We start from the raw sequence: 22,249 nt of genomic DNA, 5'->3' as shown, positions 1-22,249 counted from the left end.
TGGTTCTTGACGTACGGTCGAGAACCAAACACAACACCACGCATGTTGTTGTGTCGTACACGTCAATAGTGTTTCGGCGGCCATAGCGTGAGGGAAACGCCCGGTCACATTCCGAACCCGGAAGCTAAGCCTCACAGCGCCGATGGTACTGCAGGGGGGACCCTGTGGGAGAGTAGGACACCGCCGGACTCCCTTTGAAAACAGAGAAGCCACCCAGAGCTGGGTGGCTTCTCTGCGTTAACCGTCGTAAGCTCGACGGGTGCATGTTTCCGGGAGCGTCGTGGTGACGCGCGAGGAGGTTGTCGGCGCGCTCTGCGCCGACGGCAGAGGCTGAGTTCGATCCGGTGGCGGATGTCCGTCACCGGTGTTCCCTCCTGGCGTCGCTCTGCGACCGCAGTTTCGAACCGCTCGAGCGCGCCCTGCGCTCTCGATGCGGTGTCCGCACCGGCGCCCGCAGCCGGACCGCTCACTCAGAGAGATAAACACATGCTTCCCGTTTCGGAGCGCGAGATCCGCGCATCCTTCGTCAACGCCTCCCGCAAGGAGGCATCCTCGCTCACCCTCCCGCCCGGGTTCGCCGAGCTCGACTTCGACAGGCTCGACATGCTCGGTTGGGTCGATCCGAAGCTCCCCCGTCGCGCGTATGTCGTTGCGCATCTCGACGGACGCGTGACCGGCGTGCTCCTGCAGCAGGCCGAACAGCGCGTCGTGGCACGCGCGCAGTGCTCGTGGTGCGAAGACATCACGCTGCGCGACGACGTGCAGTTCTTCTCCGCCCGCAAGGCGGGGGCCGCGGGCCGCAAGGGCGACAGCGTCGGCACTCTCGTGTGCGCGAGCTTCGGATGCTCGGCCACCGTGCGACGATTGCCTCCGCTCGCCTACGAGGGATACGACCGCGAGGCCGCCCGCGACGCGCGGATCGCGCGCCTGCAGGAGCACGTGGCCGGGTTCTTCCGCGAGGTCGGGGCCTGATCACGCCGCACCATGGCGCGCGGATCAGTCCTCGGGCGGTGTCGTCACGTCGCCGAGGAAGTCGAGCGTCTTCTCCAGGGCGGTCTGCGCTTCGGGGAGGTCGAGGTGGAACTGGTACTCGTGCGCGAGAGCCGGTTCGTGCCCCGCGGGCCAGAACAATCGGGTGACGTCGACGCCCAACTCGTCGAGCCGGTCGGCCATCGGGATCGACTGCAACCAGGTGAGGCCGTCGCCGTTGCCACCGCTGATGTAGGTGGTGGGGAAATCGGCCGTGACCCAGTTCACCGTCGACATGGTCGATCCCACCGAACCCTCTGCCCACGTCTTGGACCCGGCATACGCCCACATCGCCGACTTCAGTCCCCAGCCCTCGATGCCCTGCAACGCGGCGAGGGCGGAGAGGTCGTACACGCCGCAGTTGAGGATCGTCGCGACGAGCTGGTCGGCATCCAGCGCGGGGTCGACGGAGACGATCTCGGCGTACGCGGGACTGGTCATGATCGTCGCCATCTGGCTGGCCAGCTGTCCGCCTGCGGAGTCCCCGGCCAGGACGATCTGCGAAGGGTCGACGCCCAGTTCCTCGGCATGCGCATCGATGTAGGCCAGCGCCTCGTTGAGCTGGTTCACCGCGAGCGGGTACTGGCCCTCGGGGCCGAGGGTGTAGTTCACCCCGATGGCCGTGTACCCGTGGGCGGCCAGGATGCGCAGGTAGGGAGCGACGTCGCTCTTGTTCCCCGAGATCCACGCCCCGCCGTGGATCCAGACGACGGTCGGCAGTTGCTGGTCGTTGCCGACCGGGGTGAAGACATCGAGCGTCGTGTCGCCGCCGTCGTCGCCGTAGGAGATGTCGAGGCGTTCGTCGGGAGCGGCCTGCGGCTGGTGGCGATCCATCTCGGCCGCGGTCGCCTCACCGCCCTTGGTGAAAACCGCGCGGATGACCATCGCCGACGGCCACGGGGTGATCGATCCGACCACCGAGACGACCACGACGACGGCGAGGAGCACACCCAGGGCGATACGCCATCCGCGACGCCGCCTGCGCGGCGGGTCAGGGGTGGCCGATGCGGCATCGGCGTCGGTCATCGGATTCCCTTCCGCGCATCCGTTCGGCGCGCACTGGCACATCTCTGCTCAGTATGGCGGAGAACGGCTCGACCGTGCGACCGTGCAACCGTGCGCGCAGGCCGACCTCAGGTGCCGGCGAGCACTTCGGCCGTGGTCTTCAGCGTCAACTGCGGCGGATACAGACCCATGATGTGCAGCGCGGCGGCGTGGTTCTCAGCGGTCGAGCCTGCGCACGCATCGGATGCGACGGTGATGCGGGCCCCCGCATCCGCTCCGGCCAGGGCCGTGGAGATCACGCAGCAGTCCGTCGAGACGCCGGCGAGCACCACCTCGGCATCGCCCACGATCCGTTCGAGCCCGGCGCCCCACTTGCCGAACGTCGGCAGATCGAGGGTCGGATGCGGCGAGAGCGCCCGCGCCTCGGGAACGAGGTCGAACAGCGGATCCGTCGCCGGCTTGTCGGCGAACGGCCACGCGGCGAAGTACTCGCCCCAGGACGTCGAGCGGTCGGCCGTGGGCAGCCAGCGTGTCACGAGCACGTTGTCGCCGAACGCCGCCGCGAGCGAGGCGATCCTGGGCATCGCCTCGGCGAAGAACGGCGAACCCCACTCCGAATCCGGGGCCGCGAAAATGTTCTGCGGGTCGACGACGACCAGCCAGTCGGCGTCGCTCATGCCTCTTCCTGGCGCCGGATCCTGCCCGCTCTCGCGAACCACGTCACCAGGAACGAGGCGATCAGCGCGAACAGTACGCCGAGGTTCGCGTAGCCCCAGTCATCGCGCCAGCCGAACAGGTCGAGGAAGTATCCCTGCCAGTTGTTCCATTCGGCATCGGAGAACTGGTTGATCACCAGACCCCAGCCGATGACCGACGTGACGACCATGGTGAGGATCGAGGTCCAGTCCCATGCGCCGTATCGGCCGGCGGCGTCGAACAGAGCCTCCTCGTCGTAGTCCTTCTTGCGGCGGAGGATGTCGGCGATGAGGATGCCGGCCCACGAGGCCAGCGGCACGCCGAGCGTGATGAGGAACGACTGGAACGGGCCCAGGAAGTCGGTCGCGAAGAACACCACGAAGATCGTCCCGAGCGTGAGGATGATCCCGTCGACCGCGGCTGCCGAGGGCCGGGGGATGCGGATGCCGAGGCTGATCAGCGTCAGGCCCGACGAGTAGATGCCGAGCACCGCACCCGAGACCAGCGCGAGCACGGCGGTGAGCAGGAACGGCACGAGGACCCAGATCGGAAGCAGCGTCGCGAGCGCCCCGATCGGATCGGCGCCGACGGCGGTCATCAGCGCGTCGTCGGATCCGGCCAGCAGCAGACCGAAGACGACGAGCAGCACAGGGGCGATCGCACCGCCGAAGGTGTTCCAGAACACGATCGCGCCGTCGGACGCCGTGCGCTTCTGATACCGCGACCAGTCGGCGGCGATGTTGATCCAGCCCAGGCCGAATCCGGTCATCACCATCACCAGGGCTCCGACGGTCTGTGCGAAGCCGCCGTCGGGTCGTGCGAAGACCGCGGCGAAGTCGATGTGCGGGATGGTCAGGATGACGTAGAGGATCGTCACGGCACCGGTGATCCACGTCAGCACCGACTGCATCTTCATGATCGTGTGATAGCCGAGAACGGATGCCGCGACGATGAGGGCTGCGACCACGACGGTCGCGATGATCTTCAGCGCGACGCTGTCACCGTCGCCGCCGAGCTGCGTGATCACGGTCGCCGTGGCGAGCACCGCCATGATCGCGAGGAACGTTTCCCAGCCGATCGAGGTGAGCCACGAGACGATGCCGGGAACTTTCTGACCGTGCACTCCGAAGGCGGCGCGGGAGAGCACCATGGTCGGTGCCGAGCCGCGTTTGCCGGCGATCGCGATCAGCCCGCACAGCGCGAACGAGATCACGATGCCGATGACCGAGACGAGCGTCGCCTGCCAGAACGAGATGCCGAATCCGAGCACGAACGATCCGTACGACATGCCGAACACCGACACGTTGGCCGCGAACCACGGCCAAAACAGGTCGCGCGGCTTGGCCGTGCGCTCGGACTCCGGGATGATCTCGATTCCGGCGTGCTCGATCAGTGTCGGCCCCGCGGCGATCTTCTCTGACATGCCCTCATCCTGGCAGAATGCGCGGGCCTGCGGCAGGAATCGGTTGGTCAGGCGGAGAAGAACGTGCGCGCGACGGCGGCGAGGTCGTGCAGGTCGCTCACGCCGGCGAGCTCGCGGGCCGAGTGCATCGAGAGGATCGGGATGCCCACGTCGACCGTGCGGATGCCGAGGCGGGTGGCCGTGATGGGCCCGATCGTCGAGCCGCACGGCACGTCGTTGTTCGAGACGAACTCCTGCGAGGCGACACCGGCCGACTCGCACCAGGCGTTCCAGCTCGCGGCGCCCACCGCATCCGTCGCGTAACGCTGGTTCGCGTTGATCTTGAGGATCGGCCCGGAACCCAGCACGGGCTGCACGACCGGATCGTGCTTGCCGATGTAGTTGGGGTGCAGGGAGTGGCCGACGTCGCTGGACAGGCACCACGACGCCGCGATGGCGCGCCGCGCCTGGACGGCGTCGGCGCCGAGGCCCGCCTGGATGCGGGCGAGCACATCTTCGAGGAAGGGCCCCGCGGCGCCGGAGCGAGAGGCGGAGCCGAGCTCTTCGTGGTCGAACGCGGCGAGCACGGCGACGGCATCGCCGGCGAACGTGTCCGACGCGATCTCGGCGAGCGCGACGACACCCGCGTGCACGGAGGCGAGGTCGTCGAGGCGGCCGCTCGCGAAGAAGGCGTCGTCCTTGCCGAAGACGGCGCCGCGCGCGGCATCCGCCACCACGGCGTCGAACCCGCGGATGTCGGCCGGGTCGACGTCGGCGGATGCGGCGAGCTCGGCGAGCAGGTCGGCATCCCCCGCCTCGCCCAGACCCCACACCGGCTGGGTCTCGGTCTGCTTGTCGAGCGAGAACGACGTGTTCGCCGAACGGTCGAGGTGCACCGCCAGCTGCGGCAGGCGCAGCAACGGGCCGGTGTCGGCGAGCACGACGCGGCCGTCGGCGAGGGCGAGGCGACCCGCGAGGCGCAGCTCGCGGTCGAGCCACGAGTTCAGCAGCGGTCCGCCGTAGACCTCCACCGCCGCCTGCAGCCAGCCCTTGACCCCGGTCGTCGGCCGGGGCTTGAGCTTGAAGCCGGGCGAGTCCGTATGCGCACCGAAGATGTGCGCCGGGGTCGTGGCCGTCGCATCCGCGGGCACCGCCCAGGCGATCGCGGCGCCGTCGCGCACGACGACGAATCGTCCGCCGGGCTGCGCGGGCCACTCGTCGGTCTCATCCAGCCGGGTGAACCCGGCGGATTCGAGGCGACGGGCGACCTCGTGGGCGGCGTGATAGCTCGACGGCGAGGCGGCGACGAAGTCGGCGAGGTCCTCGGCGTGAGCGAGGGCGGCGGGCGAGACAGGCATGCTTCGATCGTAGCCGCGGGGTCTCAGGGCTGAGTCGTGCGTCGACTGCACGGCTTATCGCCGAGTGCACGGCGTGTTTCCCGAAACAAGCCGCACATTCGGCGGGATCCCGTGCACTCGGGGCGCCTCAGACCCCGGATGCCGACAGCGCATCCCGCACGGCGAGCACGCCGCGAACCGTCTCGGCGTGCGTGGTGGTCAGCGGCGACAGGCCGAGGCGGATGCCGTCGGGAAAGCGGAAGTCGGGGATGACGCCTTCGGCCCACAGCGTCTGCGTCACGGCCTGGAACCGCGGATGCCCGATCGTCACGTGCCCGCCGCGGAGCGCCGCATCCCGCGGGCTGAGCAGGCGCACCCCGAGTGGCGCGAGCACGGCGTCGTACGCGCGCAGGGCGAGCTCGGTGAGCGAGACCGACTTGGCCCGCACCGCGTCGATCCCGGCCTCGGCGATCACCTCGATCATCCCCTGCATGCCGAGCATCGACAGCACCGGCGGGGTGCCGCTGAGGAGTCGCCGGATGCCGGGCGCGGGCTCGTAGGCGGGCCCCATCGCGAAGACGTCCTTCGCGCCGAACCAGCCCTGGATCGGCTGGCGCAGCGCACCCTGCAACCCCGTGCGCACGTAGGCGAAGGCGGGTGATCCGGGGCCGCCGTTGAGGTACTTGTAGGTGCAGCCGACGGCGAGGTCGACGCCCCACGCGTCCAGATCGAGCGGGATGACGCCCACGGAGTGGCACAGATCCCACAGCACGAGCGCGCCCGCCTCATGCACCGCGGCGGTGATGGCGGGCGCATCGGCCATCGCGCCGGAGCGGTAGTCGACGTGACTGAGCACGACGACCGCCGTGCGCTCGGTGACCGCCGCGGCGACGTCGTCGACGCTCACGCCGCGCACCGGATCGGGGGCGAGACGAACGATCGTGCCGCCGGTCTCGTCCGCGACGCCGGCGGCGACGAAGCGGTCGGTGGGGAAGTTGCCCTCTTCGATCACGATCTCGGTGCGCGCGGGATCGTGGGCGCGCGCGGCACGGATGAGCTTGTACAGCAGCACGCTCGTGGAGTCGGCGACGATCGTCTGCCCGGCCGCCGCCCCCAGCGCGACCTCGCCGATCCGGTCGCCGAGCGTCTCGGGCATCGCCATCCACTGCTCGTCCCACGAGCGGATCAGGCGCGTGCCCCAGTCCTCGCGCACGAACCGGGCGAGCCGCTCGGGCAGGTCGCGCATCGGCCTGCCCAGCGAGTTGCCGTCGAGATAGGCGCTCACCCCCGGCGCGTCGGCGAAGCGGTCGAGCAGCGGGGCGAGCGGATCGGCGGCGTCGAGGTCTGCGGCCTCGTCGTACAGCGCGGTCTCGGCGGCATCGGCGGTCGAGTCGGTCATGTCAGGCTCCGGGCGATCGGGTGGGCGGTAGGGGCAGATCGTGTGCGGTGCGCAGCGGGCGGGCGGTGAGCGGATCGGGGGCGGTACGTGCGGTCTCCGGCGCGTCGGCGATGAGCAGGCGGGCGCCGGGTTCGAGCGGGTCGACCGGCGCGAGGGCGTGCAGCAGGTCCCACCCGTCCACGCCCGCCGCGCGCAGCGCCTCGACCTCGTCGCGGCGCAGGTCGACTGGGGAGGGGCCGTTGCCCATGTCGGTGCCGTACCGCAGCATGCCGCCGGCAACATGGAATCGCCGGACGTTGTCGAGCGCAACGTCGCGCTCGCGGCCGGAGTGGATCGCGAGCGTCGAGATCCACTCCGCGGATGCCGCCTGCACGGCGATCTCGTCGTCGTTCAGGCGCTCCGTGAACGGCGCGTGCGCGAGACGGGTCGCACCGAGGCGCACGACGCGCTGAGCCTGCCCCGCGCCCTCCGCGTGCGCGACGACGGGCAGGCCGTGGGTGCGCGCGGCGTCGACCAGGGCGGTCACGAGGGTGTCGTCGAGGACAGGACCCGCGATGGTGTTCGCGACGATCTTGATGCAGCTCGCTCCGGCCTCGGCGAGTTCGGCGATCGCCGCGCGCACGGCATCCGCATCCGCGAGCTCGCGCACCGATCCGGGCAGCGCCCAGTCGCGGTCGGAGGGGTAGCCGCCGGGCGCCGTGAGGAACGGTCCGGCGTACGACACCCGCGTGCGGCCGGGCGCATCGGCCCGGGCACGGATCCAGTCCCGCGGCGCCCCGAGGTCGATGACATGGCGCAGGCGGCTGTCGTCGAGCACCGCATCGTCGACGAGCATGAGGTGCACGTGATGGTCTGTGAACCCGCCGAGCACGACGCCGTCCAGGCGCGGCAGGTCGGGGTCGGGCGCATCAGCGGTGAGGCGCAGTCCGTCGTCCGTCACCACGAGCGTGCCCTGTCGGATGCGGGTGCCGTCGACGAACGCGGCGGCGAACCGGCGCGGCGATCCGGGCATCCTCACGTCCCGATCGAGGTGCGCACGGTGTACAGCTCGGGGAAGAAGGTGAGATCGAGTGCCCGCTGCAGGAAGTCGACACCGCTGGAGCCGCCTGTGCCGATCTTGCGGCCGATCGTGCGCGTCACCGTGCGCAGGTGCCGGAAGCGCCAGAACTGGAAGTTGTCTTCGACGTCGACGAGCTTCTCGCACGCCTCGTACAGGTCCCAGTGCTCGTGCGGGTTCTCGTAGATCGCGCGGATCGCAGGGACGAGATCGGCATGCTCGCGGTACGGCTCGCGCACATCGCGATCCAGGATCTCCGCGGGGACGGGCAGCCCGCGGCGGGCGACGAGCCGCAGGAACTCGTCGTACAGCGTGGGACTCTCGTACTCGGCCGTGAGCAGCGCGAGGTTCTCGGGATGGTTGCGGAAGACGCCGAGCATCTTGCCGTTCTTGTTGCCGAGTGCGAACTCGACCGCGCGGTACTGCACCGACTGGAATCCGGAGGCGCTGCCGAGGAAGCCCCGGAACTGGGCGTACTCGGTGGGAGTGAGCGTGGCAAGCACCGACCACTGCTGCGTGAGCACCTCTTGGATGTTCTTCAGCCGCGCGATCGGCTTGAGTGCCTCGCGCAGATCGTCGGCGGCGAGCAGCTCGCGGGCGCGACGGATCTCGTGCAGCACGAGAGTGAGCCACAGCTCGGTCGTCTGATGCTGGATGATGAACAGCATCTCGTCGTGGTGCTCGGGCCTGCTCACCGGATGCTGCGCGCCGAGCAGCCGATCCAGGTCGAGGTACGAGCCGTAGGTCATGCGCTCGCGGAAGTCGGTGACGATGCCCTCCTCGAGGGCGCGCTCGTTGTCGGGGGCGTTCACGTCGTCGTGCGCGGTCATGTCATCCGATCGGGTTCCGGGAACGCCGCGGGGGTGTGCGGCTCTTTCACGGTAACGCGGCGGGGCCCGTCTTCGTCAGGGGCGATTCGGGGCAGGAGTGCCTTCCGGAACGGGGGAAACGGCGGGAGCGCGGGCTGCCCGCAGCGCCTGGGCGCCGAGGATCGTGCCCGTGGCGAGGGCCGCGCCGGCCAGCCCAGGCTGCATGACGGCGGCGGTCAGCAGCAGCGCGGTCCCCGCGACGATGAGCACGCGCCGTCGGGGGCCCGGCGTGGGGATGGCCAGCGCGACGACGCCGAGGATCGCCAGAAGGCCGGCGATGCCGACCGCCGCCCACCAGATGCCGGGCCAGCTCTCACCCGCGGGCACGGCGTCGCCGCGGGTGAGGGTGAACAGGGCCGTGGATGCGACGACGAGAACCACGGGCAGCGGTGCCAATGCGGCGAGCACCCGCGGGCTGTCGTCGGTCGCGAGCACGACGAAGAAGGCGATGAGCACAGGGAGGCCGGAGAGCAGGAGGAGCGCGACACCGGCCCCGATGTAGCCGATCCCGTCGGCGCAGACCCAGTCGCCCGTCGGGTCGCCCATGGTGAGGTAGCTGCAGCGCAGATGGAGCTGCTCGCGCAGCATCCCGATGGCAGAGGTCATGGCGATCGGGATGCAGAGCCCGCCGATGACGAGAACGGTGATCGCCTCGCCTCGTCTGCGCCGCATCCCCTCGCTCACCGCCATGCGGGCAGAGCGCCCGCCGAAGAGCGCTGCGGCGACCCAGAAGGAGGCGACGGAGAAGACGACCACCCCGGCGAAGACCGCTGACATCGGCAACGACCAGCGTGAGAGCAGGCCGAAGGGCAGGGCGAGCAAGAGCAGCGAGGAGAGGAACGACGTGACGATCGCGAGTGGACGTGCGGCGAGGAGCGCCGCGGATGCGAGACACAAGAGGGCCGCGAGAGCTCCGACGACGAGGCCCGGCGCGCCGCCCATGATCAGCGGTGCATACCAGTTTCCTTCGTAGATGTGCGTCGTGACCGCGACGGTGGCGATCGCTCCGCTGGCGGTTCCCGCGACGACCGGAGCCCAGGCCGTGCGCCGCATCCCCTCGCTCACCGCCATGCGGGCAGTGTATCCGCGCCCCGCGACATCCCGGTCGTCATACGCCGAAGGGTGCCGATGCGCCGGGCGTAGCCTCGGAGGATGAGCACCCCGACCGCCCCGAACCGCCTCGCCCGCCTGCTCGGAGTCGAGGTGCCGATCGTGCTCGCCCCCTTCGGCGGGCTGTCGTCGGTGGAACTCGTCGCCGCGGTGAGCCAGGCCGGGGGCCTCGGGTCTTACGGCCTGTACGGGTACGACGGCGACCGCATCCGCGCGACGACCGCGGCCCTGCGGGCGGCGACGGATGGGCCGTTCGCGCTGAACATCTGGCTGCCCACGGGCGACGAGGTCGCGCCCGCCCCCGCGCACGTCGCGTTCGCGCAGGCGCTTGCGCCGTTCTACGAGGCGGTCGGCGTCGATGTCCCGGCGATCCCCGCGCGCTACCTGCCTGCACTCGACGAGCAGCTCGAGGCGATCTGGGAGGCGGCTCCGGCCGTGCTCAGCGTCGTCTACGGAGTGCCGTCGCCGGCGATCGTCGAGGAGGCGCATCGCCGTAGCATCCGCGTGATCGGCACCGCCACGACCGTCGCCGAGGCCGTCGCCCTGGAAGCCGGCGGGGTGGATGCCGTGGTCGCCACCGGGGCCGAGGCTGCGGGCCACCGGGTGTCGTTCCTCAAGCCGCCCGAGCAGTCGCTCGTGGGCGCGCTGGCGCTCGTGCCGCAGATCGTCGACGCGGTGTCGATCCCCGTGATCGCCGCAGGGGGCATCGCCGACCGCCGCGGAGTCGCGGCCGCACGCGCCCTCGGCGCCGACGGTGTGCAGGCGGGCACCGCGTTCCTCGTCACCGCCGAGTCGGCCGCGAATGACGCGCACCGGCAGGCCATCCGCTCCACCGCGGCCGACGAGAGCGTGCTCACCACGGCCATGAGCGGCCGGCTGGCCCGCGGGGCGCGCAACCGCGCCGTGCGCGCGATCGAGGCCGGCGGCGGGATCGCGCCGTTCCCCGTGCAGAACTGGCTCACCGGGCGTTTCCGCGCCGCGGCCGGTCAGCAGAACCTCGGCGAGCTGCAGTCGCTGTGGCTCGGTCAGGGCGCCCCCTTGGCCACGCGCGACACCGCGGCAGACGTCTTCGCCGAGCTCGCCGCAGGGTTGTGAGGGGGAATCTGACTTGAACTTAGCCAGGTATATGGCTAAGTTCAGGTCATGACCCGATACAGCGTTCTGGATGCGCGCAACAACCTCTCGCGACTGATCGCGGATGCCCAGTCGGGGCTCGAGGTGGTCATCACGAATCGGGGCAGGCCGGTGGTCGAGATCGTTCCGATCGGCCCGCCTGATGTCATCCTCAACGGGCCGGCACTGGCCGAGTGGCTCGATGACAACCCGCTGCCCTCGCACCTGGTGCGTTCGACGGCGCAGCTCGACGAGCAGATCGCGGCGGGCCGGGAGGCGTGGGATTGATCTATCTCGACGCGTGCATCCTCATCTATGCGGTCGAGGATCAGGGCACGCGTGGAGCTTCTGTGCGTCGGGCCTTCCGCGCTGCCGACGCGCCGTTGGCGACGAGCGCGCTCATCCTTCCCGAATGCCTTCCTGGCCCGTTGCGCGCGCAGGATCATGCGCTGCGCGATCGCTACCTCGCAGTCTTCGAACGGCTGGAGATCATCGAGCTGGGCACGCAGTCGTATCTGCGGGCGGCGCAGTTGCGCGCCGGGTTCGGGCTGAAGACGCCTGACGCCATCCATCTCGCCGCGGCGCAACTGGCGGGGTGCACGCAGTTCTGGACGAACGACAGACGTCTCGCCGCGGCCTCGAACGGCCTCGCCGTCGACATCATCGGCGGATGACGGCGGTTGCTCGCCCGCTACAGGATGACGGTGGAGCGGCCGTGCACGATCACGCGATCCTCCGCGTGCCACTGCACGGCGCGGGCGAGCACCAGGCGCTCCACATCCATGCCGCGGCTCTGAAGCTGAGCGGCGGACTCGGCGTGGGTGACCCGCGTGACATCCTGCTCGATGATGGGCCCCTCGTCGAGGTCGGCCGTGGCGTAGTGGGCCGTCGCGCCGATGAGCTTCACGCCGCGCTCTTTCGCCCGTGCATACGGGTTCGCGCCGATGAAGGCGGGCAGGAACGAATGGTGGATGTTGATGACCGGCGCTTCGAGGCTCGTCAGGAAGTCGTCGGTGAGGATCTGCATGTAGCGGGCCAGCACGACGAGGTCGACGTTCCCCTGCAGCAGCTCCAGCTGGCGGCGCTCCATCTCGGACTTGTCGGTGCCGGGGATGTGCACGAACGGCACGCCGAACGAGCGCACCGACTCGGCGAGGTCGGGGTGATTGGAGACGACCATGGTCACGTCGATGTCGAGCTGCCCGCGCTGTGCGCGCCAGAGCAGCTCGAGCAGGCAGTGATCGTACTTCGACACGAAGATCGCCACGCGCTTGCGCCGTGAGGCGTCGTGCAGCGACCACTCCATGCCGAACCGGTCGGCCACCTCTGTAAGCGATTCCTCCAGTGCCGTCCGGGCAGCGGCGAGTCCGTCGAGATGCAGCACGGTGCGCTGGAAGAAGCGGCCGCCCTCGGAATCGGTGGAATGCTGATCGAGCGAGACGATGTTCGCCCCGTGATCGGCGAGCACCCCGGCGACAGCGGCGACGATACCGGGCTGGTCGTCGCACGCGATGAGCAGGCGAGCGGTGTCGGGCTGGGCCATGGCGGAATCCTCGGTGTCGCGGGTGTGCGTCGATTCTCCCGCGTGCGGGCGATCCGCGCGAATCGGTAGCGTGAGGGCATGACCGCCGAGCCCACCTCCGCCGCGCTGATCGCGCAGGCGCGGGTGGCGTTGGCGGAGGCTCCCGTCGAGGCGCTCGGGGTGGAGAAGACCTCGCGATGGCGCCGTCCGCGCATCGTACGGGCAGGCGGCGCCTGGCATCTCGGCGTGCTGCTCATCGGATCGGATGCCGTCTTCGCGACCGGGGAAGTGCTGCGCGCGGCGGCCGAGGTGCGCCGAGGCTATGCCGCAGAGTCGGCCAGGCAGCGAGCGGAGCGCCGGTTCGCCGCGGCCCGCGGCGGCTTCGGCGAGGGCGAGGTCGTGCACGTGGGGTGGACGCCGATCGACCTCGCGACGGTGGATGCCGGAGGCGCATCGGGGCCCCTGGCGCTCGTCGACGGGGTTTCGTCGGTGCGGTGGTCCGCGTCGGGCGCGTACATGCCGCTGGGGGCATATCTGCGCGAGCGGATCACGCTGCTCACCGGCGAAGGCTGAATGCGGACCTCACCTCGCTTCAGTCTCGTTCCCCTCGCTCGGCGACCGGCGAGCGTCAGTGGGAGAGCGCGAGGGCGGCGAAACGGCCGAGAATGTGTGCGGGCTCGGTGACCGAGGCGCTCAGCACCGCCTCCTGCACGGTGTCGAAGGCATCCGCGTCGAAGTATCCGGTCGTGCGGTAGAACACCATCCGATCGGCGAAGTCGCGCGGTGAAGGCTCGGGATGGAACTGCGTCGCGTAAAGGCGGCCGCCCGCGCGGTACGCCTGCACGGGGCAGACGTCGCCCACCGCCAGCAGCGTTGCACCGGGAGGCGTCGTCGTCGACCCCTCCTTGTGCGCCGTGAACGCCGTGAACGAGGCGCCGGACGGTCCGAAGAGCGGATCATCGAGGCCCGCCGGCGTGGTGCGGATCCAGGTCGCCGTGGCCTCCTCGGGGTGATCCGTCGTCACCTCGCCGCCCAGCAGCCGGGTGACGACGCCGATCCCGTAGCAGGTGAAGAACGCGGCCGTCGCGCCGTCGAGCGCGCGGGCGGCGATGCGTTCGAGGTCTCTTTCGACCCGGAGCTGCATCGACGACTTGGCCGCGTCGGTGACGTTGAAGGGGGACCCGCCGATGACGAAACCCGCGTAGCGGTCGAAGGCGTCATCCGGCAGCGGCGAGGAGACGAGGTCGATGCGGTCGAGCTGCTCGGACGGCACACCGAGTCCGATGCGGAAGGATGCGCGCTCCGCCGTCGCCGCATCCAGCTCGGGGCGCACGCCGACATAGAGAAGCGAGGCCACGTGGAGATTCTAGGCGAGGCGTCAGCGCGAGGAGTTCGCCGTGCGTCCGCGGACGATGCCGATGAACGTCTCCACGTCTTCGGTCGTGCGCTCGGCGCGCCAGGCGAGCAGCACGGGTGAGACGGGGCCGCCGCGCAGCGGTCGGTGCTCGACGTCTTTGCGGTGGTGCAGCCGGGCGAGCGAGAGCGGCACGACGACGATCCCGACGCCGCTGGCGACGGTCGCGACCGCATCCGACACCGTGTCGAGCATCCCGAAGGTCGCCGGTGTCGTGGGCAGCGTGAGATCGAGCACGTCCTCTGCGGTGGTCAGCAGCGTCTCGCCCTCGAGATCCGCCGGATCGAGCTCGTCGGCGGCGAGCAGATGCGAATCGACCGAGGTGATGACCACCGGCAGCTCTTCATACAGCGGGATCGCGTGCATGCCGTCGCGGTCGAACGGCTCCCGCACGATCGCGAGGTCGAGGTCGTCGTCGGCGATGCGCTCGCGCTGCGCGGCGAATGGCACCTCGACGAGTTCGATCGCGACGTGCGGCATCCGCGCCTTCCACGTGGCGATCCACCGCCCCGGCGTCGCGCCGGGCACAGCGCCCAGGCGGAGAGTGCGTGGCTCGGGCGGAGCAGTCCGCCGCGGTGCCGGCGCCACCCGCGGTGAAGAGGCCGACCGGGGCTTCGCCTTCGCGGCGTGCGGAGCGGCCGGGTTCTTCCGCGCGGGTCGCGGCGCTCGTCGTGCCATGCGTGTCACGCTACCGCTACGGGGAGAAGCGCTGGATCAGGCGGCTAGCCAGAGCCCCTTCCGATCGGTCGCGATGGCCTGACCTGCGGGCACCGTCTCGTCATCTCCGATGCGTGCGCCGCGGGCGATGTGCGCCCCGGCGCCGACCTCTGTGCGCACGCCGATGCTTGCGCCGTCGCCGACCGTCGCGCCCGCGCCGATGTGCGCGTGCGCGTCGATGCGGGCGTTGCTCCCGATGACCGCGTCGTCCTGGATCCACGCCCCGCGTGAGACGACGGCTCCCGCGCCGATGCGCGCTCCCGGCTCGATGTACGCGCCCGCCTCGACGTGCGCCTGAGGGTGCACCTTCGCGCCGTGCGCGACGAGACCGCGGCCGTTGGCGTGCTTGCGGTAGCGCAGCGTTCCGCCGTGGTCGTCTTCGATGTCGATGTAGTTCTTGCCCACGAAAACCTCCCGTGACCGGGCTGTGTCGGCCCGGAACTAGAGACAACCGCGAAGGGCACGGATTCATTCCCTGGTTGAAGGTTGTTCCGACCGTGATTCGTTCCTCGGCGTCGTGCGACGAGCACCGATCCGCCTCATCCCCAGGTCAGCGGATCCAGACGGAGGTAGAAGTCCAGTGCCGACCGGTCCGGGTGCGGAATGCCGAGGGTCCTGAACAGCGCCTCGGCGGCGGCATCCGACTGTGCGACCGAGTCCCAGTTCTCCTCGGCGTTGGCCAGCATCAGCGACAGATCCGCGTATCGGTCGGCCGTGCCGAGGCGCCCGAGGTCGATCATGCCCGTGCATTTCAGGGTTCCCGGGTCGACGAGGAAGTTCGGAAGGCACGGATCGCCGTGGCAGACCACGCGCTCCGCTTGCTCCCGCGCGAGACGAGCGGGAAGGTCTGCCGCGACCCGGGCCAGGAGTTCCGCGGCCGGAAGGTGGCTGTCGTCGTCGGGGAGGAATGCGGGGTTGACGGCGTCGCGACGGACGACGTCCTCGGCGCGCGCGAACACCCGCTCCAGCTCGCGATCGAAGGGGCATGTCGAAGGGTCCTGTTCGTGCAGTGCGGCCAGCAGGCCGATCATCGAAGGCCATGCCGTGCGGAGATCGCCTCCGTGCAGCTCGGAGGCGGGGATGCCGGGGATCGCCGTCATGACGAGGCACGCCCCGCCGACGGTTTCGCGCCAGTCGAGCGGCTGCGGGACGGCCAGTCCGCGACCCGCCGCCCACTCCAGCCGGTCGCGTTCGCCGGCGAGCGCGGAGACGCGGTGCGGGGGCGAGACTTTGGCGTATGCGCGTCCATCGTCGCGCCTGTGGACCTGGTCTTCCGACTCGCCGGTATCGATCGGTGTCCAATCGAAGCGCGGGTCCAAGAGCGAAGCAGCGGTCATGGGATGTGACTCCAGGGAAGGGGACGAGGACCCGGCGTCAGCGCTGGCAGCGCGGGCACCAGAAGGTGGTGCGCTCCTCGGCGGGGCCGGCACCGAGCGCGCCCGTCTCGATGAGGGTGCCGCAGCGGCGGCACGGCCGCCCCGCACGCCCGTACACCCAGGTGGTCCGGCCGCGGCGGTTGACGCCGGTGAACGTGCGGTCGACGAGCGCGACGTTCGCACGGATGGTGCGGGTACCGAGCGCGATCAGCGCTTCGGCATCCACGTCGGTCGCCGGGGTCGTGGGCAGGATGCCGCGCAGGAACAGCAGCTCTGCCGCGTACTCGTTGCCGAAGCCGGCGACGTTGCGCTGATCGAGCATCGCGACGTGCACCGGGCGCGGATCGAGGGAGACCCGCCGGGTGGCCTCGGCGGCATCCCAGCGGTCGGCGAGCGGATCGGGCCCGAGATGCCCGACGAGCGTCTCCTCGTCGCGGGTGGGCACGAGGGCGAGCATCGATACGTCGAAGCCCACGGCACCCGCGCGGTCGGTGCCGACGATCGCACGCGCCTTGAACGCGGGCGCTCGCCACCGCTCGCCCGGCCGGTACACGTGCCACGAGCCGTCCATGCGCAGATGCGAGCGCAGCGTCATCGCGCCGATGCGCATGAGCAGATGCTTGCCGCGCGGCACGACCTCGCGTACGGTCTCGCCGCGCAGATCGGCCGTCACTAGTGCCGGAACGCGCAGCTCGAACCGGTCGACGACGCCGTCGCGCAGCGCCGCATCCAGCCGCTTCGCCGCGCGGTAGACCGTGTCGCCCTCAGGCATGCGGCGGCGCCCCATCAGCGGGGAGGGACGCCGTGGGCGACGGGGATCGGTCCAGGAGATCGCGGGCCATCATCGTCGCTCCGGCGACGGCGGCCGGCATGACCAGTACGGCCCCGAGCGGGATGAGGAAGCACAGCTGAGTCGCGGCGCCGAAGCCCAGCGTGCGTGCGCGACCGCCGCGGATCAGCGCCGCGCGCTGTTGGCTGTCGAGGTCGCGGGCGTCGAACGCGCGCCCGGTGAGCTCGCGCGCGAGGACGCGCCCCGTGAGCACGACGCCCAGAACGGCGGCCGCGATCCCGCCGATGACGGGGATCAGGCCCACGAGCAGCACGAGGATGCTCACGAGCAGGCCTGTGATGACGAGCCGCAGGCCCTCGCCGACCGTCGTCCAGAACGAGCCTTCGCCCGCGGGTGCCGATCCGCGATCCTCTTCGACAGCGCGCCAGATGCGCTGGTAGAACGGATCGCCGATGACGAGCGCCAGGGCGGTGAACACTGCGGCTGCCAGCGCGAGCGCAGCGATGAGGATGACCGCGCTCACCGCGATCCGCAGGGCGGCGCGCCATCCGTCCGCCCATCCGTCGGCGAACGGGGTGACGGCGTCGCTGATCGGCCCGAGGAACGCCGCGAGCGGAATGAGTGCGGCCAGCAGCACGGCCGCAGCGATGAGGGCGGGCACAAGCCCGAGCGACATGAGGCCGGGGCGCTTCTTCCAGAAGCCGGCGCCGCGCAGCAGCGTGCCGATGCCGGCGGCGAACTCGGAGATCATGGTGCCAGCGTAGGGCCGGTCACCGCGCCGCTCACAGCGCCTTCCGGAGCGTGAAGCCGCGGGGAGTCGTCACGAAACCGGCCTCCTGCAGCATCCGGCCGAAGGCGGATCCACGCTCGGTGCCGTACATGCCTTCGCCGTTGACCTTCTCGATCGTGAGGGTTTCGAGCCGGCGGGTGCGGGCTGTCGCGGCGAGGTCGGCCGCGGCGGCGCGCACGGTCTCCGGATCGTCGTCGAAGGCGAGCACCGTCTTGCCGCCGCGCTCCAGATACAGCACGAGCCGCCCGTCGACGAGCACCACGAGCGCTCCGGCCTTGCGCCCCGGACGATGCGAGACGGCATCGAGCCGCGGCCAGCCGAGCGCGGCGCCGTAGGGGTTGGCGGGGTCGGTGGCGGCGAGCGTCACGGCCGCACGCGGGGGCGGATCGGCGAGCCCCGCGAAGGTGCGCAAGCGGTCGACCGTGGTCGATGAGGCGAACTGGGCGGCCCCGAGCTTCTCGATCACGTAGCCGCGGCGGCAGTGCCCGGCCTCCTCGAACCCGGCAAGCACCCGGTATGCCTGCGCGAACCCGCCCGGAACTGCCTCGGACTGCACCGAGCCGCGCGTGACGACGCCGTAGCGGTCCAGAAGCAGACCGGCGGTGACGGTCGCGCGGCGCGACGGATCCTGCTCGACCCTCGGCATCAGCGACCAGCGCCCGCCCGCCACCGGCCGGGGAGCCGCCGAGGGTCTGGCGAGGGAGGTACCGCGGAAGGTGCGGGTGCGCGGGGCGCGGCGCGTGACCTTGTGCGCCTGCGAACCGCCCGCCAGCAGGGCGCGGATCGGGGCGAAGGTGTCGTTCGTGACACGCCCCGCCCAGGCGAGGTTCCACAACGCCTCGACGATCGACAGCTCGTTCTCGGCCGTCGTCGCCTCGCGCAGCTGGGAGGCGAAGTACGCCCCGCCCGCACCGAGCGCCGCGAGCAGCTCGCGCTCGAGACCGTCGGCGATCGCCTCGGCATCCGGATCGGGGATCGTGAACGGGGCGAGATCGGCCGGGTGCAGTGAGATCCAGCCGTCGCGGCCGGGCAGGGCGCCGTGCCCCGCCCACAGCACCTCGCCCGCGGAGGTGAGCTCGTCGAGCATCCCCGGTGCGTAGTCGCGCACCCGCTGCGGGAGCACGAGCGACTCCCACGCGCTTGCCGGGATGGGCACGCCGGCGAGCTGCTCGATCACCGCCGCCACGCCGTCGACACCCTCCAGCGGGCGGGTGACGTGCTGCCATTCCGGCAGGAACCGGGCGAACGCCTCGGGGGCCACCGGCTCGACGCTGCCGCGGATCGCTGCGAGCGAGCGCATCCGAAGCCGGCGCAGCACCTCGGCGTCGCACCACTCGGTCTCGTCTGCCGCGCCCGTGCTCTCGGGCAGGAAGAAGCCGCTCGCGAGGCGTCCCTCCGACTCCAGGCGAAGGAGGGTCTGGCGAACGACCGCAGGGCCCAGGCCGAGTCGTGCGGCGGGAGCGGATGCCGCGAACGGGCCGTGCGTGCGGGCGTAGCGCGAGAGCAGGTCGCCGAGCGGATCGGCCACCGGATCGAGGAAGGCGACCGGGATGCCGACCGGTAGCGGAACGCCGAGCGCATCGCGCAGGCGGCCCGCGTCTTCGATCGCGGCGACGCGGGGGACGCCGCCGATCGTGACCTCGATCGCCCGCCGCGCCTCGACGAGCTCGGTGAGGAAGGCGGCGGCCCGAGGGGCAGTCTCCGGTTCAAGGCGGGCGGCCACCTCGGCGGCGTCGAGCGGGCCGAGGGTGCGCAGCAGATCGGCCACGCCCTCCACGCCGCGCGCATGCCGCTCAGGGGCGAGCCGCTGCACCTCGCGCTCGAACTGCGCGATCACCTCGGGATCGAGAAGTTCGCGCATCTCGACCGTGCCGAGCAGTTCGCCCAGCAGCGCAGGATCCACCGAGAGCGCCGCCGCACGCCGCTCGGCCAGCGGCGAATCCCCCTCGTACATGAACGCGCCCACGTAGCCGAACAGCAGATCGCGGGCGAAGGGCGAGGGCTGTGCGGGCTCGGTCTCGACGAGCCGGATGCGCCGCTCGCCGATCGCCGTGGCCAGGCGCCGCAGGGAGGGCAGGTCGTAGACGTCCTGCAGCACTTCGCGCAGCGTCTCCAGGATGATCGGGAAGGTCGGATGCCGTCGCGCGACTTCCAGCAGCTGCGCCGAGCGCTGCCGCTGCTGCCACAGCGGGGTGCGCTTGTTCGGATTCATCCGCGGCATGAGCAGCGCGCGGGCCGCGCACTCTCGGAACCGCGAGGCGAACAGCGCCGAACCGCCCACCTCGCCGGTGACGATGCGCTCCAGCTCATCGGGGTCGAACACGAACAGCTCGGCGCCAGGGGGCTCGGCATCGGCATCCGGGACACGCACGATGATGCCGTCGTCGCTGGCCACCGCCGCCCCCTCGACGCCCAGCCGTTCGCGCACGCGGGCGTTCACCGCCAGCGCCCACGGTGCGTGCACGGGCATGCCGAACGGGGAGTGCAGGATGACGCGCCAGTCGCCGATCTCATCCCGGCCTCGTTCGACGGTGAGCGCGCGGTCGGTCGGCAGCGTTCCCGCGCTCTCGCGCTGCTCGGTGAGATGTGCGAGCAGGTTCGTCTGGGCGTTCTCGTCGAGCCCGGCCTCGTCCAGCCGCTCCCTCGCCTTCTCAGGGCTGGCCGCGTGCACCTCGCGGGTGAAGCGCCCCAGCGCCTCGCCCAGCTCGTAGGGGCGGCCCAGGCCGTCGCCGTGCCAGAAGGGGACCTTGCCCGGCTGGCCGTAGGCGGGGATGACGTTCACGCGGTCGTGGGTGATCTCCGCGATCCGCCAGCTCGTGGTGCCCAGGGTGAACACGTCGCCTACGCGCGATTCGTAGACCATCTCCTCGTCGAGCTCGCCCACTCGCGCCCCCGTGGTCTCGCCGGCGACGAACACGCCGAACAGTCCGCGGTCGGGGATGGTGCCGCCGCTTGTGACGGCGATGCGCTGCGCACCGGGGCGACCGGTGAGCGTGCCCGTATCGCGATCCCACACGAGTCGCGGGCGCAGTTCGGCGAACTCGTCGGAGGGATAGCGCCCCGCGAGCAGATCGAGCGTCGCCTCGTACGCCGAGCGCGGCAGCGAGGCGAAGGGCGCGCTGCGGCGGATCGTCTCGAACCACTCCTCGACGTCGAGCGGATCGAGCGCGCAGGCGGCGACGGTCTGCTGCGCGAGGATGTCGAGCGGGTTGCGCGGCACGGCGATCGCCTCGATCTGCCCGGCGAGCATCCGCTCGGTGACGACCGCCGTATGCAGCACGTCGCCGCGGTGCTTGGGGAACAGCGACGCGCGGCTGATCTCGCCCACCTGGTGCCCGGCGCGGCCGACGCGCTGCAGGCCCGAGGCGGCCGAGGGCGGCGCCTCCACCTGGATGACGAGGTCGACCGCTCCCATGTCGATGCCCAGCTCGAGGCTGCTCGTGGCCACGACACAGCGCAGCGCCCCCGACTTCAGCTCCTCCTCGACGATCGCCCGCTGCTCCTTCGACACCGAGCCGTGGTGGGCCTTGGCGAGAACCGCATCCGCTCCCGCCGTGGCGCCCGCCTGCGCCATCATCGCGGCGGGGACGGCGGGATCCGGCAGATCGAGACCCATCCGCTCGCTGTAGATCTCGTTGAGCCGGCCGGTGAGGCGTTCGGCGAGGCGCCGCGAGTTGGCGAACACGATGGTGGAGCGGTTGGCGAGGATGCGGTCGACGATCGCCTCTTCCACGTGCGGCCACACCGATCCGGTCACCTCGGTGTACTCGGCGGGCTCATCCGTCGCCGCCCCTGCGGGCGGGGGCGGGTTGAGCATGTCGTCGATGGGGACGACGACGTCGAGGGAGAAGGTCTTCGACGCCCGCGGCGCGACGATCTCCACGGGCTGCGATCCGCCGAGGAAGCGGGCCACCTCGTCGATGGGCCGCACGGTCGCCGACAGACCGATCCGTTGCGCGGGCGCGGCCTCGGGCCTGCTCGCGCGGCGCAGCGCATCCAAGCGCTCCAGGCTCACGGCGAGGTGCGCACCGCGCTTGGTCGCGGCGACGGCATGCACCTCGTCGATGATGACGGTGTGCACGTCGCGCAGGGTCTGGGCCGCACGGCTGGTGAGCATGAGGTACAGCGACTCGGGCGTCGTGATGAGGATGTCGGGCGGATCGGCGACGAGCTTGCGGCGGTCGGATGAGGTCGTGTCGCCCGAGCGCACGCCCACGGTCACGGCGGGGGCCGGCATCCCCAGGCGTTTCGCGGACTGTCCGATGCCGATGAGCGGTGAGCGCAGGTTGCGCTCCACATCCACGCCCAGCGCCTTCAGCGGCGAGATGTAGAGGATGCGCGTGCGCGAGGTGCCGGCCGGCGGGTCGCCGGCGGCGCCGATGCGCTCGCGGAAGACGCTGTCGATCGCCCAGAGGAAGGCCGACAGCGTCTTGCCCGAGCCGGTGGGCGCGACGACGAGGGCGTTGCGTCCGCCGGAGATCGCCTCCCACGCCCCGGTCTGCGCCGGAGTGGGCGCGGCGAAGGCCCCCCGGAACCAGTCCTGCGTGGCCGGGGTGAAGCGGTCGAGAACGTCACCCACCCCTCCATCTTCGTCGCCGATGCCGACATCCGCTCGGATCCGGC

At 71.0% G+C, this 22,249-nt stretch carries 21 protein-coding genes and 1 rRNA gene; 6 read left to right on the top strand and 16 right to left on the bottom strand.

What is annotated here, in order from left to right; all coding sequences use genetic code 11:
* The first annotated feature begins 72 nt into the window (after positions 1–72).
* Positions 73–189 (top strand): 5S ribosomal RNA (gene rrf / locus BKA02_RS03670).
* A gap of 297 nt (positions 190–486) precedes the next feature.
* Positions 487–972 (top strand): FBP domain-containing protein, encoded by a 486-nt coding sequence (locus BKA02_RS03665; RefSeq protein ID WP_179431412.1) that lies wholly within the window; start codon positions 487–489, stop codon positions 970–972.
* Positions 973–996: 24 nt separating this feature from the next.
* Here BKA02_RS03665 and BKA02_RS03660 read toward each other — a convergent pair whose 3' ends face one another.
* The 8 genes from BKA02_RS03660 to BKA02_RS03625 form a co-directional block, all read right to left on the bottom strand.
* Positions 997–2,055, bottom strand: coding sequence for an alpha/beta hydrolase (locus tag BKA02_RS03660; RefSeq protein WP_179431410.1), 1,059 nt, complete (start codon positions 2,053–2,055; stop codon positions 997–999).
* A gap of 107 nt (positions 2,056–2,162) precedes the next feature.
* Positions 2,163–2,711 carry a cysteine hydrolase family protein gene (locus BKA02_RS03655; protein ID WP_179431408.1) on the bottom strand — a complete coding sequence of 183 codons (549 nt, stop codon included), beginning with the start codon at positions 2,709–2,711 and terminating at the stop codon, positions 2,163–2,165.
* A complete protein-coding gene (locus BKA02_RS03650) occupies positions 2,708–4,153 on the bottom strand; it encodes a purine-cytosine permease family protein (protein WP_179431406.1) in 1,446 nt (481 codons plus the stop codon). Before BKA02_RS03650 ends, BKA02_RS03655 begins: the two co-directional genes overlap by 4 nt.
* Positions 4,154–4,200: 47 nt before the next feature.
* Positions 4,201–5,490: a M18 family aminopeptidase gene (locus BKA02_RS03645; RefSeq protein WP_179431404.1), complete on the bottom strand. Its 1,290-nt coding sequence runs from the start codon at positions 5,488–5,490 to the stop codon at positions 4,201–4,203.
* A 127-nt stretch (positions 5,491–5,617) separates the two neighbouring features.
* Entirely contained in the window at positions 5,618–6,868 is a 1,251-nt protein-coding gene (locus BKA02_RS03640) for a kynureninase (RefSeq protein WP_179431402.1), read from the bottom strand.
* 1 nt (position 6,869) lies between these two features.
* A complete protein-coding gene (locus BKA02_RS03635; RefSeq protein WP_179431400.1) occupies positions 6,870–7,886 on the bottom strand; it encodes an amidohydrolase family protein in 1,017 nt (338 codons plus the stop codon).
* Positions 7,883–8,755 carry a tryptophan 2,3-dioxygenase gene (locus BKA02_RS03630; protein ID WP_179431398.1) on the bottom strand — a complete coding sequence of 291 codons (873 nt, stop codon included), beginning with the start codon at positions 8,753–8,755 and terminating at the stop codon, positions 7,883–7,885. Before BKA02_RS03630 ends, BKA02_RS03635 begins: the two co-directional genes overlap by 4 nt.
* A gap of 75 nt (positions 8,756–8,830) precedes the next feature.
* Entirely contained in the window at positions 8,831–9,865 is a 1,035-nt protein-coding gene (locus tag BKA02_RS03625; RefSeq protein ID WP_179431396.1) for a hypothetical protein, read from the bottom strand.
* 81 nt (positions 9,866–9,946) lie between these two features.
* Between BKA02_RS03625 and BKA02_RS03620 the strand changes: the two genes are divergently transcribed.
* The 3 genes from BKA02_RS03620 to BKA02_RS03610 are packed head-to-tail and all read left to right on the top strand — an operon-like array spanning position 9,947 to position 11,691.
* Positions 9,947–10,999, top strand: coding sequence for an NAD(P)H-dependent flavin oxidoreductase (locus tag BKA02_RS03620; protein ID WP_179431394.1), 1,053 nt, complete (start codon positions 9,947–9,949; stop codon positions 10,997–10,999).
* 48 nt (positions 11,000–11,047) lie between these two features.
* On the top strand, positions 11,048–11,305 hold the full coding sequence (locus BKA02_RS03615) for a type II toxin-antitoxin system Phd/YefM family antitoxin (protein ID WP_179431392.1): 258 nt from the start codon (positions 11,048–11,050) through the stop codon (positions 11,303–11,305).
* The gene (locus BKA02_RS03610) at positions 11,296–11,691 is read left to right on the top strand and encodes a PIN domain-containing protein (protein WP_179431390.1); all 396 of its coding nucleotides are present in this window, start codon (positions 11,296–11,298) and stop codon (positions 11,689–11,691) included. Before BKA02_RS03615 ends, BKA02_RS03610 begins: the two co-directional genes overlap by 10 nt.
* Before the next feature lie 17 nt (positions 11,692–11,708).
* Here the strand turns inward: BKA02_RS03610 and purU are convergent, their stop codons facing one another.
* Positions 11,709–12,560: a formyltetrahydrofolate deformylase gene (gene purU / locus BKA02_RS03605; RefSeq protein WP_179431388.1), complete on the bottom strand. Its 852-nt coding sequence runs from the start codon at positions 12,558–12,560 to the stop codon at positions 11,709–11,711.
* Positions 12,561–12,638: 78 nt separating this feature from the next.
* On the opposite strand from purU, the gene BKA02_RS03600 reads away from it, so the two are divergent.
* Positions 12,639–13,112 (top strand): glutaminase, encoded by a 474-nt coding sequence (locus tag BKA02_RS03600; protein ID WP_179431386.1) that lies wholly within the window; start codon positions 12,639–12,641, stop codon positions 13,110–13,112.
* A 55-nt stretch (positions 13,113–13,167) separates the two neighbouring features.
* Here the strand turns inward: BKA02_RS03600 and BKA02_RS03595 are convergent, their stop codons facing one another.
* From BKA02_RS03595 to BKA02_RS03565, 7 genes are all read right to left on the bottom strand, one after another.
* Positions 13,168–13,896, bottom strand: a complete 729-nt coding sequence (locus BKA02_RS03595; RefSeq protein WP_179431384.1) for a glutamine amidotransferase-related protein — start codon at positions 13,894–13,896, stop codon at positions 13,168–13,170.
* 21 nt (positions 13,897–13,917) lie between these two features.
* Positions 13,918–14,541 carry a LysR substrate-binding domain-containing protein gene (locus tag BKA02_RS03590; RefSeq protein WP_179435173.1) on the bottom strand — a complete coding sequence of 208 codons (624 nt, stop codon included), beginning with the start codon at positions 14,539–14,541 and terminating at the stop codon, positions 13,918–13,920.
* Between the two features lie 126 nt (positions 14,542–14,667).
* Positions 14,668–15,075, bottom strand: a complete 408-nt coding sequence (locus tag BKA02_RS03585; RefSeq protein ID WP_179431382.1) for a DapH/DapD/GlmU-related protein — start codon at positions 15,073–15,075, stop codon at positions 14,668–14,670.
* A 134-nt stretch (positions 15,076–15,209) separates the two neighbouring features.
* The gene (locus BKA02_RS03580) at positions 15,210–16,007 is read right to left on the bottom strand and encodes an APH(3'') family aminoglycoside O-phosphotransferase (RefSeq protein ID WP_179431380.1); all 798 of its coding nucleotides are present in this window, start codon (positions 16,005–16,007) and stop codon (positions 15,210–15,212) included.
* A 37-nt stretch (positions 16,008–16,044) separates the two neighbouring features.
* A complete protein-coding gene (locus BKA02_RS03575; protein WP_179431378.1) occupies positions 16,045–16,818 on the bottom strand; it encodes a DNA-formamidopyrimidine glycosylase family protein in 774 nt (257 codons plus the stop codon).
* Complete coding sequence (locus tag BKA02_RS03570) at positions 16,811–17,587, bottom strand: EI24 domain-containing protein (protein ID WP_179431376.1); 777 nt, start codon at positions 17,585–17,587, stop codon at positions 16,811–16,813. Before BKA02_RS03570 ends, BKA02_RS03575 begins: the two co-directional genes overlap by 8 nt.
* Positions 17,588–17,618: 31 nt before the next feature.
* Positions 17,619–22,205 (bottom strand): ATP-dependent helicase, encoded by a 4,587-nt coding sequence (locus tag BKA02_RS03565; protein WP_179431374.1) that lies wholly within the window; start codon positions 22,203–22,205, stop codon positions 17,619–17,621.
* Positions 22,206–22,249: the final 44 nt, after the last annotated feature.

This window comes from Microbacterium pseudoresistens, assembly GCF_013409745.1.
GTDB lineage: Bacteria > Actinomycetota > Actinomycetes > Actinomycetales > Microbacteriaceae > Microbacterium > Microbacterium pseudoresistens.
This window is presented reverse-complemented; position numbering and strand designations above follow the sequence as displayed.

What these genes read in the sequence shown, in the direction of transcription:
- BKA02_RS03665 (WP_179431412.1), top strand. Translation starts at nt 487, where the DNA reads ATGCTTCCCGTTTCGGAGCGCGAGATCCGCGCATCCTTCGTCAACGCC.
- BKA02_RS03660 (WP_179431410.1), bottom strand. Translation starts at nt 2,055, where the DNA reads ATGACCGACGCCGATGCCGCATCGGCCACCCCTGACCCGCCGCGCAGG.
- BKA02_RS03655 (WP_179431408.1), bottom strand. Translation starts at nt 2,711, where the DNA reads ATGAGCGACGCCGACTGGCTGGTCGTCGTCGACCCGCAGAACATTTTC.
- BKA02_RS03650 (WP_179431406.1), bottom strand. Translation starts at nt 4,153, where the DNA reads ATGTCAGAGAAGATCGCCGCGGGGCCGACACTGATCGAGCACGCCGGA.
- BKA02_RS03645 (WP_179431404.1), bottom strand. Translation starts at nt 5,490, where the DNA reads ATGCCTGTCTCGCCCGCCGCCCTCGCTCACGCCGAGGACCTCGCCGAC.
- BKA02_RS03640 (WP_179431402.1), bottom strand. Translation starts at nt 6,868, where the DNA reads ATGACCGACTCGACCGCCGATGCCGCCGAGACCGCGCTGTACGACGAG.
- BKA02_RS03630 (WP_179431398.1), bottom strand. Translation starts at nt 8,755, where the DNA reads ATGACCGCGCACGACGACGTGAACGCCCCCGACAACGAGCGCGCCCTC.
- BKA02_RS03625 (WP_179431396.1), bottom strand. Translation starts at nt 9,865, where the DNA reads ATGGCGGTGAGCGAGGGGATGCGGCGCACGGCCTGGGCTCCGGTCGTC.
- BKA02_RS03620 (WP_179431394.1), top strand. Translation starts at nt 9,947, where the DNA reads ATGAGCACCCCGACCGCCCCGAACCGCCTCGCCCGCCTGCTCGGAGTC.
- BKA02_RS03615 (WP_179431392.1), top strand. Translation starts at nt 11,048, where the DNA reads ATGACCCGATACAGCGTTCTGGATGCGCGCAACAACCTCTCGCGACTG.
- purU (WP_179431388.1), bottom strand. Translation starts at nt 12,560, where the DNA reads ATGGCCCAGCCCGACACCGCTCGCCTGCTCATCGCGTGCGACGACCAG.
- BKA02_RS03600 (WP_179431386.1), top strand. Translation starts at nt 12,639, where the DNA reads ATGACCGCCGAGCCCACCTCCGCCGCGCTGATCGCGCAGGCGCGGGTG.
- BKA02_RS03580 (WP_179431380.1), bottom strand. Translation starts at nt 16,007, where the DNA reads ATGACCGCTGCTTCGCTCTTGGACCCGCGCTTCGATTGGACACCGATC.
- BKA02_RS03575 (WP_179431378.1), bottom strand. Translation starts at nt 16,818, where the DNA reads ATGCCTGAGGGCGACACGGTCTACCGCGCGGCGAAGCGGCTGGATGCG.
- BKA02_RS03570 (WP_179431376.1), bottom strand. Translation starts at nt 17,587, where the DNA reads ATGATCTCCGAGTTCGCCGCCGGCATCGGCACGCTGCTGCGCGGCGCC.